Origin of the sequence: Ruegeria sp. HKCCD6604, from assembly GCF_013110635.1 — a bacterium.
Lineage (GTDB): Bacteria > Pseudomonadota > Alphaproteobacteria > Rhodobacterales > Rhodobacteraceae > Ruegeria.
The window spans coordinates 25,101-38,985 of sequence record NZ_WVQW01000003.1 but is presented as its reverse complement, the minus strand read 5'-3'; the positions used below and the strand labels follow the sequence as shown (position 1 = coordinate 38,985).

Sequence of the window (13,885 nt, the reverse complement as noted above, 5' to 3'; positions counted from 1 at the left end):
GGGCTGAACGGATCTGAAACCCCGTACACTCCGGTGTAATGGACTGCTGCCTGAAACGGTCCGGTTTTCGTTCGGGCGTCACCGGCAGCGGCGCGACGCCGCCACCGGACAGACAGATGTGGGTAACCCTTCGTCACGGGCATTGCGTTGGCAGAGGCCGTCTTGCTCTGGGTTGACGAGCAAGGGGCTTGTAAGTGCATTTCACCCAGCCGGCTTTCATTGTCTCCGACCCTTGTGATCAGACCCGTGCTTTTTCAAAGGCGGCCCAGGCGGTTTCGAATGCTTCGAAATCAAACGCGGGCTCGCGGGCTGCGTCCAGAACAATACGTTCTGTCGCCAAAAGCTTATGGATTGCAGCTTCCAATTGATCAACGACATCATTCGGTATGACCAATGCGCCATGACGATCGGCGTGAACAAGATCACCGGGGTCAACTGTCAGACCAAAAATCGAAACCTGAGTGTCAATCTCGCGGACGTGGACGAAACCATGGCTCGGTCCGATGGAACCAGCGACAACCGGGAACCCTGAGGGCAAATCCCCGAGATCCCGCATGACACCGTTGGTCAGAGCGCCAGACATGCCGAAACCCTTGTGAACCGTCGTATTGATCTCACCCCAATAAGCGCCGATGCAATCGGGATAATCCAGATCCTCGATCACGGCGATTGAAGGGCCGGGTGCCTCGGCCATGTACTTGTAATAGGCCATACGTCGGGCTTTGATGACGTCGGGCGGCTCGGTCGGGGGATTGACCGCAGCAATTTTGGCGGTGCGCGCATAGCCGACGATGGCAGGCCCTTCGGGGGCCGAGCTTAGCATGGTGCCACGCGTGAACCTGTCGAATCCGCGCCTGCCCTGTGCCACCTCTATGGCATTGCAGACAGTTGGCGTATCGACTTTGCGAAGCAAAGACAAAAGGGACGGTGTCATGTGTCCTCCAGCCAGCGGGACAGCGCCGCTGTTGTTTTTTCAGGTTGTTCCAATGTCGGGAGATGGCCCGCGTCGCCGATGATCTCAAGCGCGCTTCGTGGCAGCAGATCATGCATAAGTCGGTGGCGTTCAACTGGGCAAAGCCGGTCTTCACGTCCGCACAAGACCAGAGCCTTTCCGGTATAAGCCGTCAGCGTCTCGCTTTGGTCCGGTCGGTTCATAAGCGCCTTGGACTGACGTATGAAAACGTCAGGGCCCAGGTCGGTGGCCATTGCCATGCACAGATCCAGAATCGCCCCCCGGTTCGGTCCGTCAGCCAGATAACCGGGCTTCATCTCGTCACGCATCACGGTCCTCATCTGACCGTTGCGAACGGCGGATATCTGCGGCGTGCGACGCGCTTTTACCTCTGGCTTTTCTGCCATTGGATTGGTGTCAAGCAAGGCCAGACGCGAAACACGTTCGGGGGCTTGGCGCGTTACCTCCATGGCCACGATACCCCCCATGGACAGCCCGGCCAGCGCGAAGACCGGCGGCGCATTTCCAAGGATATCCTGGGCCATGGCCTCTATGCTGTCGTGATGAGACAACGGAAAGGTCATCACGGGCATTCTGCCCGACAGAGCATTGATCTGGGGGCCAAAAAGCCGGGCATCACACATCATGCCCGGCAACAAGATCAGAGGTTTCATGCCGAAGCCAGCTTTGCCCCTTCGGACAACGCCGCCAGCTTGGCATAGGCGATCTGGGGATCGACGGCGCCGAAACCCGCAAAAGTGCCAAAGCCGCAATCGCTGCCCGCGATCACCCGGTCCGGTCCCACGATTTCCGTGAACCGGTCAATCCGTTGGGCCACAAGTTCGGGATGTTCGACGAAATTGGTCGTGGTGTCGACCACGCCGGGCACCAGAACCTTGTCATCGGGAATCTCGGCCTTGCGGTCCCGGAAGACAGTCCATTCATGGGCATGCCGCGGATTGGACGTTTCGAACAGGACATAGCGCGACTTGGTCGCCATCAGGGTGCTGAAGACCTTGTCCATGGCGATGTCGCAGCAATGCGGGCCTTCGTAGTTGCCCCAGCAAATATGTACCCGTACCCGATCCTGCGGGACGTTCTGAAGCGCGTGGTTCAGGGCCTCGACATGCATGTCGGCAATCTTGATGAACGCCTCATCCGACAGGTCGGTGAACAGCATGTGGCGCGACAGGGCAAGATCGGGGCAATCCAGTTGCAGGTCCAACCCGGCGGCGACGATGGTTTCGTATTCGTCCTTCATCGCGTCGGCCAACGCTGCCAGATAGGCCTCTCGCGTAGGGTAGAAATCATTCTGCAAAAACAACGAGATCACTCCGGGAGACGCGGCATTCATGAAACCGCGCTCGGCCCCGTGTTGAGCCATGGCCGCTTTGAGGTTGGCGATGTCCTTTTGTAACTCACCATGCCCTTTTGATCGCACCTCACCCGTGCACATCGGCCTTGCGTATTGTGGCGTACCGCCGTCATCGGCCAGTCTTTGCAGAAAGCCGGGGAACATCTTCAAGTCTGCCGGTGCATTGCGAGGGCTGTCGCCCGAAAACCCGGTGTAGCGATCCTTGACATAGGTCGCATAGGAGATTTTCGAAGTTTCGCCGTCGCTGACGATATCAACACCGGCTTCGACCTGTTTGCGCACTGTTTCGGCCACGGCGTTGGCCATGCAGGTATCAAAGGCGCCTGTGTCATAAGGTTCGCCGTTTTCGCGGGCAAAAATATAATCCACGACGTCCTGCGTTCGGGGCAGAGAGCCAACATGTGTTGTTTTTTCGGTCATGGGGACCTCCTTAAATTTTTCGTGCCATCAGGATCGTGTGGCTTTGGGCCTCTGGATCTTCGGCCAGGTATCCGGTCATTTGCAGCCCGTTTTTCTCAAGACACCCGGCGTAACCGGCCGGGGACAGCGAGGCGTGGTAGACAAGCTCTGATCCCACTGTGCCGCTGACCTCTCCGGCACGAGGTCCGACGGTCAGCATGAGCATTCCCTTGGGTCGCAAATGGCGCGCCATCCGGGCGATACAGTCTTTCTGCTCGTCCGCCGTAAGGTGGAAAAAGCTGTTCCAGGCAATGATGCCGTCGAACTGTTGATCCAGTTCAAAACTCCGCATATCCGCGTTGCGCCAGTCGCCATCGGGCCAACGGTCGCGGGCAATGGCAAGCATGGCGTCGGAAAAATCGATACCCGTGACGTCAAACCCTTCGGCCATGAACCAACGGGCAATCGGGTCGCCCGAACCACAGCCCAGGTCCAATACGCGGTCACCCGGCTTCAGGCTGGCCGTGAAGCGCGCCAACCAGCGCGCTTCGAACAGGGCCTTGGAACGGCGCCTGTCATATTCGGTCGCCTGCCGTTCATAAACGGCGTGGGTGTCATTCGGGTCCGCGTTCATCCTGTCCAGGTCGCTCCTGCCGGGTCATCGGTTGCGGTGATGCGGTACAGGCCCGCCTGTCCGGTCATAGATGGCTGAACGCCATAGGTTTCGCCGGGAAGAACCAAGGCCGTGTCGCCCACCGAGATCGAGGTTTCGTACCCGTCGATCGAAACACGCCAGTGACCGCTGGCCGGCATCAGAACCACTGGTTTCTCGGCAGCGATCGGTTGGGTCACTGCGGATCCGCGCCCCAGAAAATCGACCTCGAATCCGGGTTTGTCCTTGATCAACGCGTTTTCGCCAATCACCTTTGCGGGCTTTTTGGCCGACAACGCCATTAGATCCCAATACCGCGCAACGTATTTGCCGACCACATCTTCGACAGGAACTTCGGGATAGCTTTTCAGCTGTTCTTCGGTCAGCAAAGGCATCGGGCGGACATTGTGCGGCAGTTCCTGGCCCAGTTTGGAGTCGTACAGAACGCCATTGTCGCCCAGCATCAGACCATGTGCCTGTGCATCTTCGATCACCTGAGGCGCCCAGGTGACGCCGCCACCCGCATCGTCTCCGCCCAGGATCGACATAATCATTCCGTAATCCTGGCCGACATTCTCAAAGCCCCGGAAAATACCCGTTGGAATGTTGAAGATGTCTCCTTCCTCGGCGATGAATTCCCCGGCCGTGCCATAGCGGCCCCAGAAAAACCGCCAACGACCCTTGGCAACGAAAAAGACCTCGGCGGTGGTGTGGCTGTGCAGTGAGTTGCGGCATTTCGGCGGCTGCCCGGCCGCTCCGATGTTGAAACCGATCTTGTCAGTGATGTGGACATGCTGGTCCGGAGATTCCGAGACGCCGCCGCCGATTATCGTGAAGTTCTCTTTTTGATCGCTGCCGGGAGTATGGGCATCGATAAAAGCGGTTTTACAGGGTTGAAGCTCGCCATAGCGGACTATGCGGGAAGGGATGGATGATTTTGTCATGACGTACGATCCGATTGAACGTTTTTGGAAAGAAAGCTCGTGTGCCCAATAAGGACAGGCCCTTACTTTCCGGGCGGGCGCAGATTCAGTCGCCGCGCCCTCAGGCTTTGACGGTACATATGGAAACGCCGAACGGTTCGGGGCTCGGACAGACCGCCCGACAGGATTCGATATGAGACCGGGCGGCCCACTCAGACCTCGCCGTTCTGCAACAGGATCTGCTTCCAGACCGAGGTTTCATCGAACAGGGTGTATTCACGGCGCAACTGCGGCTGCCCCGCAACAAGTGCGCCGAATTCAGCGTGGCTGATCCCGAGGACATAAACATGCGCACCGGTCGGTGCGCCAAATACGCCCCAGCCGTCATGCTTGCCCCAAAGGCTCCAGCGAATTGCCGCACGCGGAGGCATATCGGGGTCATCTCGCCCGATCTGATGCTCGATCTTGAATTCCGCATTCGGAAAACTCGCCCGCAGACCCATCCAGAAGCGGTCGATGGCCTGCCAGCCATGCCCGGTTACGCCACCCACATATTCTGACTGAACAGCGCGGTCATATTCTGAACCGATCACGCCCATATCTGCGTTCATGATACGCGTCAGAACGTCGGCGTAGCGCTGCCCCCATTCATTGTCATTCCCATGGCCTTTGTACGGTCCAGGCTGATCGATTTCGGGCGTCAGAGGTTTGACGCAGTTCTCTTTGCCGCCTTCCCGGGCAATCAGATCAGCGGCGTATTCCTTGGGATCCCAGCCCATCTGGCGCACAATCGCGCCCTGATCGCGGATCAGCCATTCATCGTTGATCTGATTGTCGATGGCGTGACAATCCGCAAGAATCCGGTAACGCAGCTTGGTGCCGGTGGGCTTGCCATAGACACCCTCGGCCAAATGCGTGGCCGTTGAAATGATCCGATGAGAGCTCAACATGCCCTCTTCCGGTGTGCCGGACCAAATCACGTCTTCGCCCAGCAGCTGCCGATCCGGAAACTCGGCCAGCGTTGCCATTGTGGCCCCAATGACATTCTGATTGCCCAAAACAACCGAACCAGGCGAACGGACGACGATGTCATCGCTGTAATACTCATGCAGCGTGGCGATCCCCCGATCTTCCCAGATCTCTTTGGTGATGCCGATGATGTAGTCCGGAAAATCCCGGAATTTCGGATCGAAGCCTTTCATGTCTCTGTCCTTTGTGGGGCCCACCCCTTTGGCAATCGGGCCGAGGTCCGCACAACCAGTGGTCCATCAATGGCCACTTTGCGCGGTTCGGCTTTCGCCGGGGTGTCGATATGTTCGAAAAGTGCGGCAACGGTTTCGGCCACCATAAGGTTGGCCCGCTGCCGGATCGTTGTCAAATTGTAAGCCGGCCAACCGGCCGGCGGCACGTCATCATAACCCACGACCGAGACATCCTCGGGGACGCGCAGGCCAAGTTCAAAACGGATCACGTCCATCGCCGCCAATGCCATGTGATCATTGGCCACAAATACGGCATCCGGCCGTCGTTCAGGGGCGACATCGAACATCCGACGGGCTGCTGTACGGGCGTTTTCCGTGTGAAACTCCCCTACTTCGTGGGCAAACAGTTCCTGCCCGGCCTCGGCCAGTGCGGCGCGATACCCGGCTTCGCGGTCCCGCTGCGTCGAGGCCCCTTGCCAACCTGCGATATAGGCAATCCGTTGGTGCCCACCGGCTAGCAGAAATTCCGCGACTTTGCGGCCGCCGGCATAGTTGTCGGACGTGACCGTGGTGATGCCCTCGATGTCCTGGCTGCGGTTGAACAGCACCACTGGCACCCCGGCCTGTTGGCAGCGCATGGCGATATCCGACGACATGGGCACCGAGGCCAGGATGACGCCATCCACCTGATAATCAAGAATCTCTTCCATCACATCGTCGATGTTCCCGGCCGATCGTGAGGCCATGAAGATCAGCACGTGATAGCCTTGCTCCTGAAGGGCGTTGGACAGCTTCTCGAGCGCTTCCGGATAAAAATAGTTATCCAGGTAGCCTACCACCAAACCGATAATCCGGCTTTTCCCGGACACCATGGCGCGGGCCAGAACGTTTGGACGATAGCCCAGTTCAGCAGCGGCTTTGCGCACCTTCTCTTCGGTCTTTTTGCTGACGGACGCGCCGGGCGTGAATACGCGGCTGACGGCGGACTGGCTGACACCAGCCAGTTGGGCGACCTGAAGGGATGTTACTTTTTCCGCCATCAATCTGCCGTCCAACCCCCGTCGATAAGCATTGACGTGCCGGTGACCAGTGCAGAGGCGTCTGACGCGAGATAACGCACCGCGCCCATGATGTCTTCGACCTCTCCGACCCGGTCCAACTTGATCTTTTCCATGATCCACGCGGCGCGTTCAGGATTGTCGAAAGTGGATTGGGTCAGGGGGGTTCTGATGAAAGTCGGGCAGACAGTGTTGATCCGAATGCCTTGTTTGCCCCATTCGATGGCCATGGATTTGACCATGCCCTCAAGCCCATGTTTGGTCGCACAATAAAGCGCCCGGTCGACCCCACCGACATGCCCCATCTGGCTGGAGATGTGGATGATCGATCCCGGCTTTCCTGCCAAGATCAAAGCGCGGGCGGCGTAGGCCGACAGGAAATAGGCCGAACGCAAATTGACGTTGGTGACAACATCAAAGTCATCGGGCGTGGTTTCGATGGCCGGGCTGTGGCGCGCCACGCCCGCTGAATTCACCACGATATCGAAGGTGCGGTGATCGAAAAGCTTTTTCAGGGCATCCAGATCACCCTGATCCATCACAAGCGCTTCGGCCGACCAGCCGTGATCTCGCAAGGCGGAGACGGTGTCGTTCAACCGGTCCGCCCCTCTGGCCGCACAAACAACATGCGCGCCTGCCTCGGCCAAAGCCACCGCACAACCCTGACCGATACCCGACGAGGCTCCGGTAACGAGGGCTGTTTTTCCGTTCAGAGAAAACGAAGGGGTGCGTGGCAATTCCGTCATCAGCGCATTCCATCCGGTATTTCAATACGGCCCAAATTGCGGGCCTTGTTGAATTCCCGCAGGCGGGCAAAGACGTCAACGCCAAGCTGCCGGTAGGCATCCAGCAAATCAACCAGCACCCAGTTTTCCCGGATCCTGCCGTTTTCCAAACGCCAGAAATCGAGGCTGCGCATGGTGATCTTCTTGCCTGACGGAGCGATGCCCATCCAACCATCGTCTGTGACGGTCTGGATCATGTTGGGCCAGCCCGTCACAGCTGCATATTCCCCGTCACCGAAGAAGTGATAGGTGATGTCGTCCACGAACTGCCCGCGATCCGGCATACCGTTCAGAAATGGGATCTGATGCCAATTTCGGAACCCCGCGTACCCGCGCCCGGTGCCGATGCCCGAAGGGCCGTACCAGTTCATGCGCGGGTGCCAGAACCGTTCCATCTCCATCACTTCGGGGCCGCCTTGGGACGGGTGTTTCTTGAGATGCTCCAGCATGTCGATGATATGCTGGCAGGTCTGTTTGCCCTTGGCTTCATCATAAGGGCCGGGGACAAACCCGTCCTGAGTGGCAGGGCCGGGGACATGCCATTCACGGCCCAGGCTGGGTGCCATCGGCCAGGCATTCGCCTGCATCATGACTTCGGGGATGTCCCAAAGGGCCTGCATCTCGACGATCTTGCCGTTTTCGAAGCGGTAAAATTCATGAAACCGCATCGTGACTTGATGACCCGTCGGCGGGATGTCCAGCCAGGGGCCGGTGAAAACACCGGTGTAATAGCCGCCACACCCGACCCAATCTGCGCCGAACTCATCCGGGCCGGCCATGACGATGTAATCCCGTCTTTCAAGATCGGGCCAGGCCGCCAGTAAGTCTTTGTAGCCAGTGTCATAGAAAGCATCACTGCCGACGCTGTCCCCAAAGGGATGACACAGACGGAACACGGCATCCGGTGACGTGACCTCCGCCAAAGCCCGGCGTACGCCGGCCTCATCGAAATCGTACATCGCAGCCCTGAGCGGTTCGATCAGGGCCTTGTGATGTGTGTGTTTGTCACTCATTCAGCAGCGTCCCGGTAAGGGGCGGGCGCACCGTAGGGAACATTGATTCCGCCATATCGGCGCACACGAACGTTGCATTGTTCCGCGTGGCCAACGAACCCTTCAAGCATGCACAGGCGCGAGCCATACTCGCCGATCAGCGTCGCGGCCTCATCGGTCAGAACTTTTTGATAGCTGTGCGTCTTCAGGTATTTACCAACCCAAAGACCACCCGTGTAACGCCCGGCTTTTTTGGTGGGCAGCGTGTGGTTGGTGCCAATCACCTTGTCCCCGTTCGAAACATTGGTGCGCGGCCCAAGGAACAACGCCCCATAGCAGGTCATGTTTTCAAGGAACCAGTCGTCTCGGTCGGTCATCACCTGTACATGTTCCGAGGCGATGTCATCGGCAACCTGCAACATCTCATCATAAGTGTCGCAAACGATCACCTCACCATATTCGTCCCACGACACCTTTGCGGTATCTGCGGTTGGCAGGATGCCCAGCAGCCGGTCGACCTCGGCCAGGGTGTCATTGGCCAGATTGCGTGAGTTGGTCAGCAGAACGCAGGGGCTGTTGTATCCATGCTCGGCCTGCCCCAGCAGATCGGTTGCGCACAGCTCCGCATCTGCGGCTGTCTCGTCGGCAATGACCATCGTTTCGGTCGGCCCTGCAAAAAGATCGATCCCGACACGACCGAACAACTGACGTTTGGCTTCCGCGACAAAGGCGTTGCCGGGGCCAACAAGCATGTGAACCGGATCGATTGTTTCGGTGCCCAATGCCATGGCCCCGATGGCCTGAATGCCGCCCATGACATAGATCTCATGCGCGCCACCCAAGTGCATGGCGGCAATTACCGCTGCATTGGGTTTGCCCTGAAACGGGGGCGTGCAGGCGATGATGCGCGGAACACCGGCGACCGAAGCGGTCGCCACCGACATATGCGCCGAGGCGACCATGGGGAACTTGCCGCCCGGAACGTAGCAACCCACGGATTGCACCGGGATGTTTTTGTGCCCCAGAATGACACCGGGCAGGGTTTCGACCTCGATGTCCAGCATTGAATCCCGCTGCGCCTGCGCAAAGTTGCGCACCTGTTCCTGCGCGAATTTGATATCGGCCAGCTCACGATCGGACAATTGCCCGATCAGGTCATCAATTTCCTGCTGGCTCAGGCGGAACGAGGCAGGTGAGTAGTTGTCGAACTTCTCACTCAGCTCGCGCACCGCGGCATCCCCACGGGTTTCGATGTCTTTCAGCGTCGCTTCAACCACGGCACGGGTCTTGGCATCATCTTCCGCCCGATCCGCATCGGATTTGCCGCGTTTAAGATACTCGATTGCCATCTTTCCAATCCTCAGTTTTCCGGCCGTGGCGGAGTCTTCTCGCCGCGGTCAAATGCTTCCCAGCCTTCGCCGTTGAACAGGTCCACGCCCAGCTGAGCGGCGACGTGGGCAAAGTCGACATTTACCCAGTTGTCGACAATCTTGCCGTCGACCACTTTCCAGAAGTCCATGTACCTGATTTCGACACGCTTGCCTGTGGGGGCAATGCCCAGAAATTCGCCGGAATGCGTGGCTTCCTGGCGGCCGAAGGCGGCGGCCCATTCACCCATGTAAAGGCGCGCTTCGTCAACGCAGACCTTATCCGAAAACGCGGCTTGAAACGGGCGCTGCCAGTTATCCTGAAATTCCTGCAGGCCGGTCTTGGTGCCGCAGCCCTGATTGCCCATCCAGCGAAAACCTTCGGCGAAGAATTCACCGATGTCATCAATGCGGTGATCATTCAGACCATCAACCATTGTTTCGATCACGCGGCGCGTGTCTTCCGTCTTGCTCATGTCCGTGTCGCGGGTCAGAACCGCTTGTTCGGGACGGGAACCTTTCATTTTTCTATCCTTTGAGGTTGCCGAAGGGAGGGATTGGGACGTGCGGCCCCAATGCTCAGAAAGTCCCTCGGCATCCTTTTCAGCGCCGGGTGGCGCGAAATGGCGTTATGTCGGGCGTTCTTGCTCATCAGCCTTTCACCGCCCCGGCTGTCAGACCGCTGACAATCTGGCGCTGGAAAATCAGCACGAGGAAGATCAAAGGCGCGGTGATCGACACGGCAGCGGCAACCGCAACGACCTGATCGGTTGTCGTGGTCTCGCGATTGAACATGCCGACGATGGCGGGAACCATGGTCTGGTTCTGCGCATCAAGCAGCAGCGCGGTGACCAGAAAATCGTTGTACGCCAGCAAGAAGCTGAACAGTCCTGTTGTGATCACGCCTGGCCACATCACCGGCATGATGACACGGCGGAAGGCCTGAAAGTGGCTGCATCCATCCACGCGGGCGGCCTCATCCAGCTCGGCCGGGATGTTCTGGAAGAACGAGCGCAGCATCCAGATCGTAAATGGCTGGTTGATCGCAACCAGAACAGCGATCACCGCAAAAGGCTTGCCGTACAAGGTTGGTGCGTTCTCACCCAAGATCGGGCTGAGCCATTCGGCCGAGTTGATGAACACCGGCAGATAGCCCGCCACCAGAACAGAATGCGGCAATGCCCGGAACACCAGTGCGACGATCAGGATCCAGAAGGCCAACGTTGATCCTGACCGCGCTAGACCGTAGCCCGCCAATGTGCCCACGGTCAGCGACACTGTCACCACACCCGTCGTTACGATCAGCGAGTTCTTGAAGTTGTTTGAAAAACCCCGGTCGATCCAGACGGTTTTGTAATGCTCGGTCGTCAGACCAAGCACATCCCGTCCCAGTGGGCCAAACAGCGGGTTCAACACGTTCAGGATTGCAGGCAGGACCACGAAGAACACCAGCAGGAAACCCACCAGCAAGGACAGCACACCGATCAGCCAGCCGAACCATTCCTGACCGGGCTTGGTGTAGGACTTTATCATCGAAGGCAGTGTTTTGGTGGCAGCGAAGATCGCGCCCCAGATAACCGCGATGCCCAGAATGATATCCAGAAGCGACAAGCCCTTTCCGACGCTCAGCGTGGCCGGCCCGAAGATCACGTTCAGCGCGTTGCTGTCGAACGCATCGACGGGTGATTTGAAGCTCATGACCACGATCCAGAAGATCGGAAAGGCCGCGATCAGGCACCAGAGCGCAAGGAAGATGTTCGAGGTCAACCGCAGGCTTAAGGGCTGGCGAAGCGCACGCGAGGACATGTCAGTGACCTCCTTTATGGTCGCGCCATGTACGGCGCAGCGGAAGGATAAGCAGGATGACGACACCGATCATGGTCAGCATCGAGTTGGCGGACGCCCGGCTGATCGACCGGTTGCCGGCCTGATCCGGCGTCAGGTAATCGAAGGTCAACCACTGTAGCGAGATGACGTAGCCCTGGCTCGAAAAACCGACGATCTCTTCGAACACGCGGTAGCTGTCCATAAGGTGGATCATCGACACGAAAATGATCAGTGGCATCAGGTGTGGAATGACGATGTATTTCAAGCGCTGCCAACGGGTCGCACCGTCAATCACGGCACTTTCAAGACTGTCCTGATTGACCGTTTGCAGCCCAGCGTAGAAGACGATTGCTGCAAAGGGTGCCACATGCCAGACGCGGTAGAGCATCATCAGTACTTCGATGGTCCAGGCTTGGGCGAAAAGGGCGATGTCCCGGTTCAGCCACCATTCCATCATTGCGGTCAGGATGCCGTCGCCCCGGAACAGCCAGTTGATCGACAGCACTCCGATTACGGGTGTGATGATGAAGGGCAGCAAGGACACAAAGATCACCGGACCGCGGATGGACCGCGCCGCGTTGTTGATCAGTATTGCGATCCCAAGCCCGCACCCGACCACCAGTGGCAGAGTGATCAATGTGAAGGTCAGCGTGAACCGAAGCGCTTTCCAGAAGTTGATCGTAGACAGCACATGCCAACTGCCGTCGCTAATAGCGCGCCATGCGCGTTCAGGCTCCAATACGTTGCGATAGCTTTGCAAGCCGACATATTGGGTTTGGGTAATGACCTCGCCATGTTCGTCGAGCTTTGGCTGCGAAACCATCTCGGTCACGCAGGTCTGCGTCAGGAAACCTGGCGTGCAGGTTTCCTTTTCGACCGTCTCATAGATCGGCTGTGTCACGTAAAAACTCTGCTTGAACACGCTGACCAGAGGAAACGCGATAAAGAGAAGCATCATAAAGACAGAGGGGCCGACAAATGCGGCAAATGTCCGGAAATTCATGGCTCTGCCTTTCTCATGACTCTCGAGGGGAAGGGGCGGGAGGGCCGTAGCCCTCCCACGGGAGGATCAGTTGCTGATCAGACCTGCTTCTTTCGCGGCAGTGATGTAATCTGCCTCGATATCCACCAGCGTTGTCTGAGCATCCTTGGCGCCGGTCAGGTAGTCGGCCAGACCGTTGCCCAGTGCGGTGTGCATGATGCCCATCGGGCCAGATGCTGGGTAAGCCTTTGCGCCCGCTTCAGCCGAAGCGGCTGCTCCTGCCGCCAAAGCACCCGCTGAATAGGCAGGGCTCAGCCAAACAGCGACGTCGTTGTTTGCGCTGACCATTTCGCCGTCCATGCCCTCAAGCGCGACGCGGAATGCAGCGTCGGCCTCTTCGTCGCTCATGTTCGAAGCGAGAACGATGCCATCCCACCAGATGGTGGTTGCCGGCGCTGCCGAACCCATAGGAGCGGCTGCCATGGTGACTTTGCCGACGACCTGGCTTTCGGCCTCATCATTCATCGCGGCGGCACGGCTGGCCCAAAGGTTCGCCATGGCGATCTTGCCCTGTTGGAACTGTTGCTGCACGTATGTCGAGTCGGAAACCAGATATTCCGGATCCATGTACTCGGTCATGGCTTTCAGTGTTTCCAGCGCAGCGACGCCCTGCTCGTTGTTAATCGTTGGAACGTTGCCGTCGCCAAAGAACGAGCCGCCTTCGCCAAGGTACATGTTGACGAATTCCTGGCCGAGGTTCCAACCAGTCTTGAACGTTCCCCCGATCGGATAGTCCATGACGCCGGCTTCTTTGATCTTGGCAGCTGCGGCCAGGACGTCATCATAGGTTTTTGGTTCTTCGATGCCCAGTTCAGCCAGAACATCATCGCGATACATCAGGTGCTGCGCATTCACCATCATTGCAATGGCCATGGTCTTGCCATCGACCTTGATCAACTGGTTGGGAAGCAGGTCCTGGCCGTATTTTTCGACCAGATCATCCAGCGGACGGATCGTGCCTGCGTTCAGCAACGGCACCAGGGTCGCGTTTGAAACACCGCCGATCTGATAAAGCGCGGGATCCGCAGCAAATGCTTCGGGCTGCTTTTCGCGGAATTCCTGATCCAGCGATGCGCTGAAATTGCCGCATTCTGCCATCGCATCGGTGACGGCTTTCCACGCTTCAAAACCGGCGGACAGCGATTTTAGCGGCACTTCGTTTTCAAAGGCGCAATCTGCCCACGCGCCGGTCGCGATGGACATGGCACCGGCCATGAGGATCGTCTTGAGTTTCATAGGTTTCTCCCTGTCAGGATCGGTCCGTCGTCGACGTCCGGACCGGTGTTATGCCCTTGCGGGCCGTTTGTGGGG

The 13,885-nt window shown here is 58.2% G+C and carries 14 protein-coding genes; all 14 read right to left on the bottom strand.

The genetic code is table 11. From position 1 onward, the window contains the following. Positions 1 to 238: 238 nt before the first annotated feature. The 14 genes from GS614_RS10230 to GS614_RS10165 all read right to left on the bottom strand — a co-directional run bounded on the left by GS614_RS10230 (position 239) and on the right by GS614_RS10165 (position 13,810). Positions 239 to 934, bottom strand: coding sequence for an RraA family protein (locus GS614_RS10230; protein WP_171170220.1), 696 nt, complete (start codon positions 932 to 934; stop codon positions 239 to 241). Then, positions 931 to 1,626 (bottom strand): alpha/beta fold hydrolase, encoded by a 696-nt coding sequence (locus GS614_RS10225; protein WP_171205936.1) that lies wholly within the window; start codon positions 1,624 to 1,626, stop codon positions 931 to 933. Before GS614_RS10225 ends, GS614_RS10230 begins: the two co-directional genes overlap by 4 nt. Beyond that, positions 1,623 to 2,747 carry a cobalamin-independent methionine synthase II family protein gene (locus tag GS614_RS10220; protein ID WP_171726187.1) on the bottom strand — a complete coding sequence of 375 codons (1,125 nt, stop codon included), beginning with the start codon at positions 2,745 to 2,747 and terminating at the stop codon, positions 1,623 to 1,625. Before GS614_RS10220 ends, GS614_RS10225 begins: the two co-directional genes overlap by 4 nt. 10 nt (positions 2,748 to 2,757) lie before the next feature. Further along, positions 2,758 to 3,360, bottom strand: coding sequence for a trans-aconitate 2-methyltransferase (locus tag GS614_RS10215; protein ID WP_171118386.1), 603 nt, complete (start codon positions 3,358 to 3,360; stop codon positions 2,758 to 2,760). Next, complete coding sequence (locus GS614_RS10210) at positions 3,357 to 4,322, bottom strand: cupin (RefSeq protein WP_171726186.1); 966 nt, start codon at positions 4,320 to 4,322, stop codon at positions 3,357 to 3,359. Before GS614_RS10210 ends, GS614_RS10215 begins: the two co-directional genes overlap by 4 nt. Positions 4,323 to 4,513: 191 nt before the next feature. Further along, complete coding sequence (locus tag GS614_RS10205) at positions 4,514 to 5,503, bottom strand: ester cyclase (RefSeq protein ID WP_171726185.1); 990 nt, start codon at positions 5,501 to 5,503, stop codon at positions 4,514 to 4,516. Next, entirely contained in the window at positions 5,500 to 6,543 is a 1,044-nt protein-coding gene (locus tag GS614_RS10200) for a LacI family DNA-binding transcriptional regulator (RefSeq protein WP_216597841.1), read from the bottom strand. Before GS614_RS10200 ends, GS614_RS10205 begins: the two co-directional genes overlap by 4 nt. Beyond that, positions 6,543 to 7,307: an SDR family NAD(P)-dependent oxidoreductase gene (locus GS614_RS10195; protein ID WP_171726184.1), complete on the bottom strand. Its 765-nt coding sequence runs from the start codon at positions 7,305 to 7,307 to the stop codon at positions 6,543 to 6,545. Before GS614_RS10195 ends, GS614_RS10200 begins: the two co-directional genes overlap by 1 nt. Then, positions 7,307 to 8,359, bottom strand: a complete 1,053-nt coding sequence (locus GS614_RS10190; RefSeq protein WP_171726183.1) for an ester cyclase — start codon at positions 8,357 to 8,359, stop codon at positions 7,307 to 7,309. Before GS614_RS10190 ends, GS614_RS10195 begins: the two co-directional genes overlap by 1 nt. Next, positions 8,356 to 9,687, bottom strand: coding sequence for a histidinol dehydrogenase (gene hisD, locus GS614_RS10185; protein WP_171170235.1), 1,332 nt, complete (start codon positions 9,685 to 9,687; stop codon positions 8,356 to 8,358). Before hisD ends, GS614_RS10190 begins: the two co-directional genes overlap by 4 nt. An 11-nt stretch (positions 9,688 to 9,698) precedes the next feature. Next, entirely contained in the window at positions 9,699 to 10,229 is a 531-nt protein-coding gene (locus GS614_RS10180) for an ester cyclase (protein WP_171726182.1), read from the bottom strand. A gap of 127 nt (positions 10,230 to 10,356) precedes the next feature. Continuing rightward, a complete protein-coding gene (locus tag GS614_RS10175) occupies positions 10,357 to 11,511 on the bottom strand; it encodes a carbohydrate ABC transporter permease (protein WP_171726181.1) in 1,155 nt (384 codons plus the stop codon). A gap of 1 nt (position 11,512) precedes the next feature. Continuing rightward, positions 11,513 to 12,535, bottom strand: a complete 1,023-nt coding sequence (locus GS614_RS10170) for a carbohydrate ABC transporter permease (protein WP_171205944.1) — start codon at positions 12,533 to 12,535, stop codon at positions 11,513 to 11,515. Positions 12,536 to 12,601: 66 nt separating this feature from the next. Then, positions 12,602 to 13,810: an ABC transporter substrate-binding protein gene (locus tag GS614_RS10165; protein ID WP_171726180.1), complete on the bottom strand. Its 1,209-nt coding sequence runs from the start codon at positions 13,808 to 13,810 to the stop codon at positions 12,602 to 12,604. Between the last annotated feature and the right edge of the window lie 75 nt (positions 13,811 to 13,885).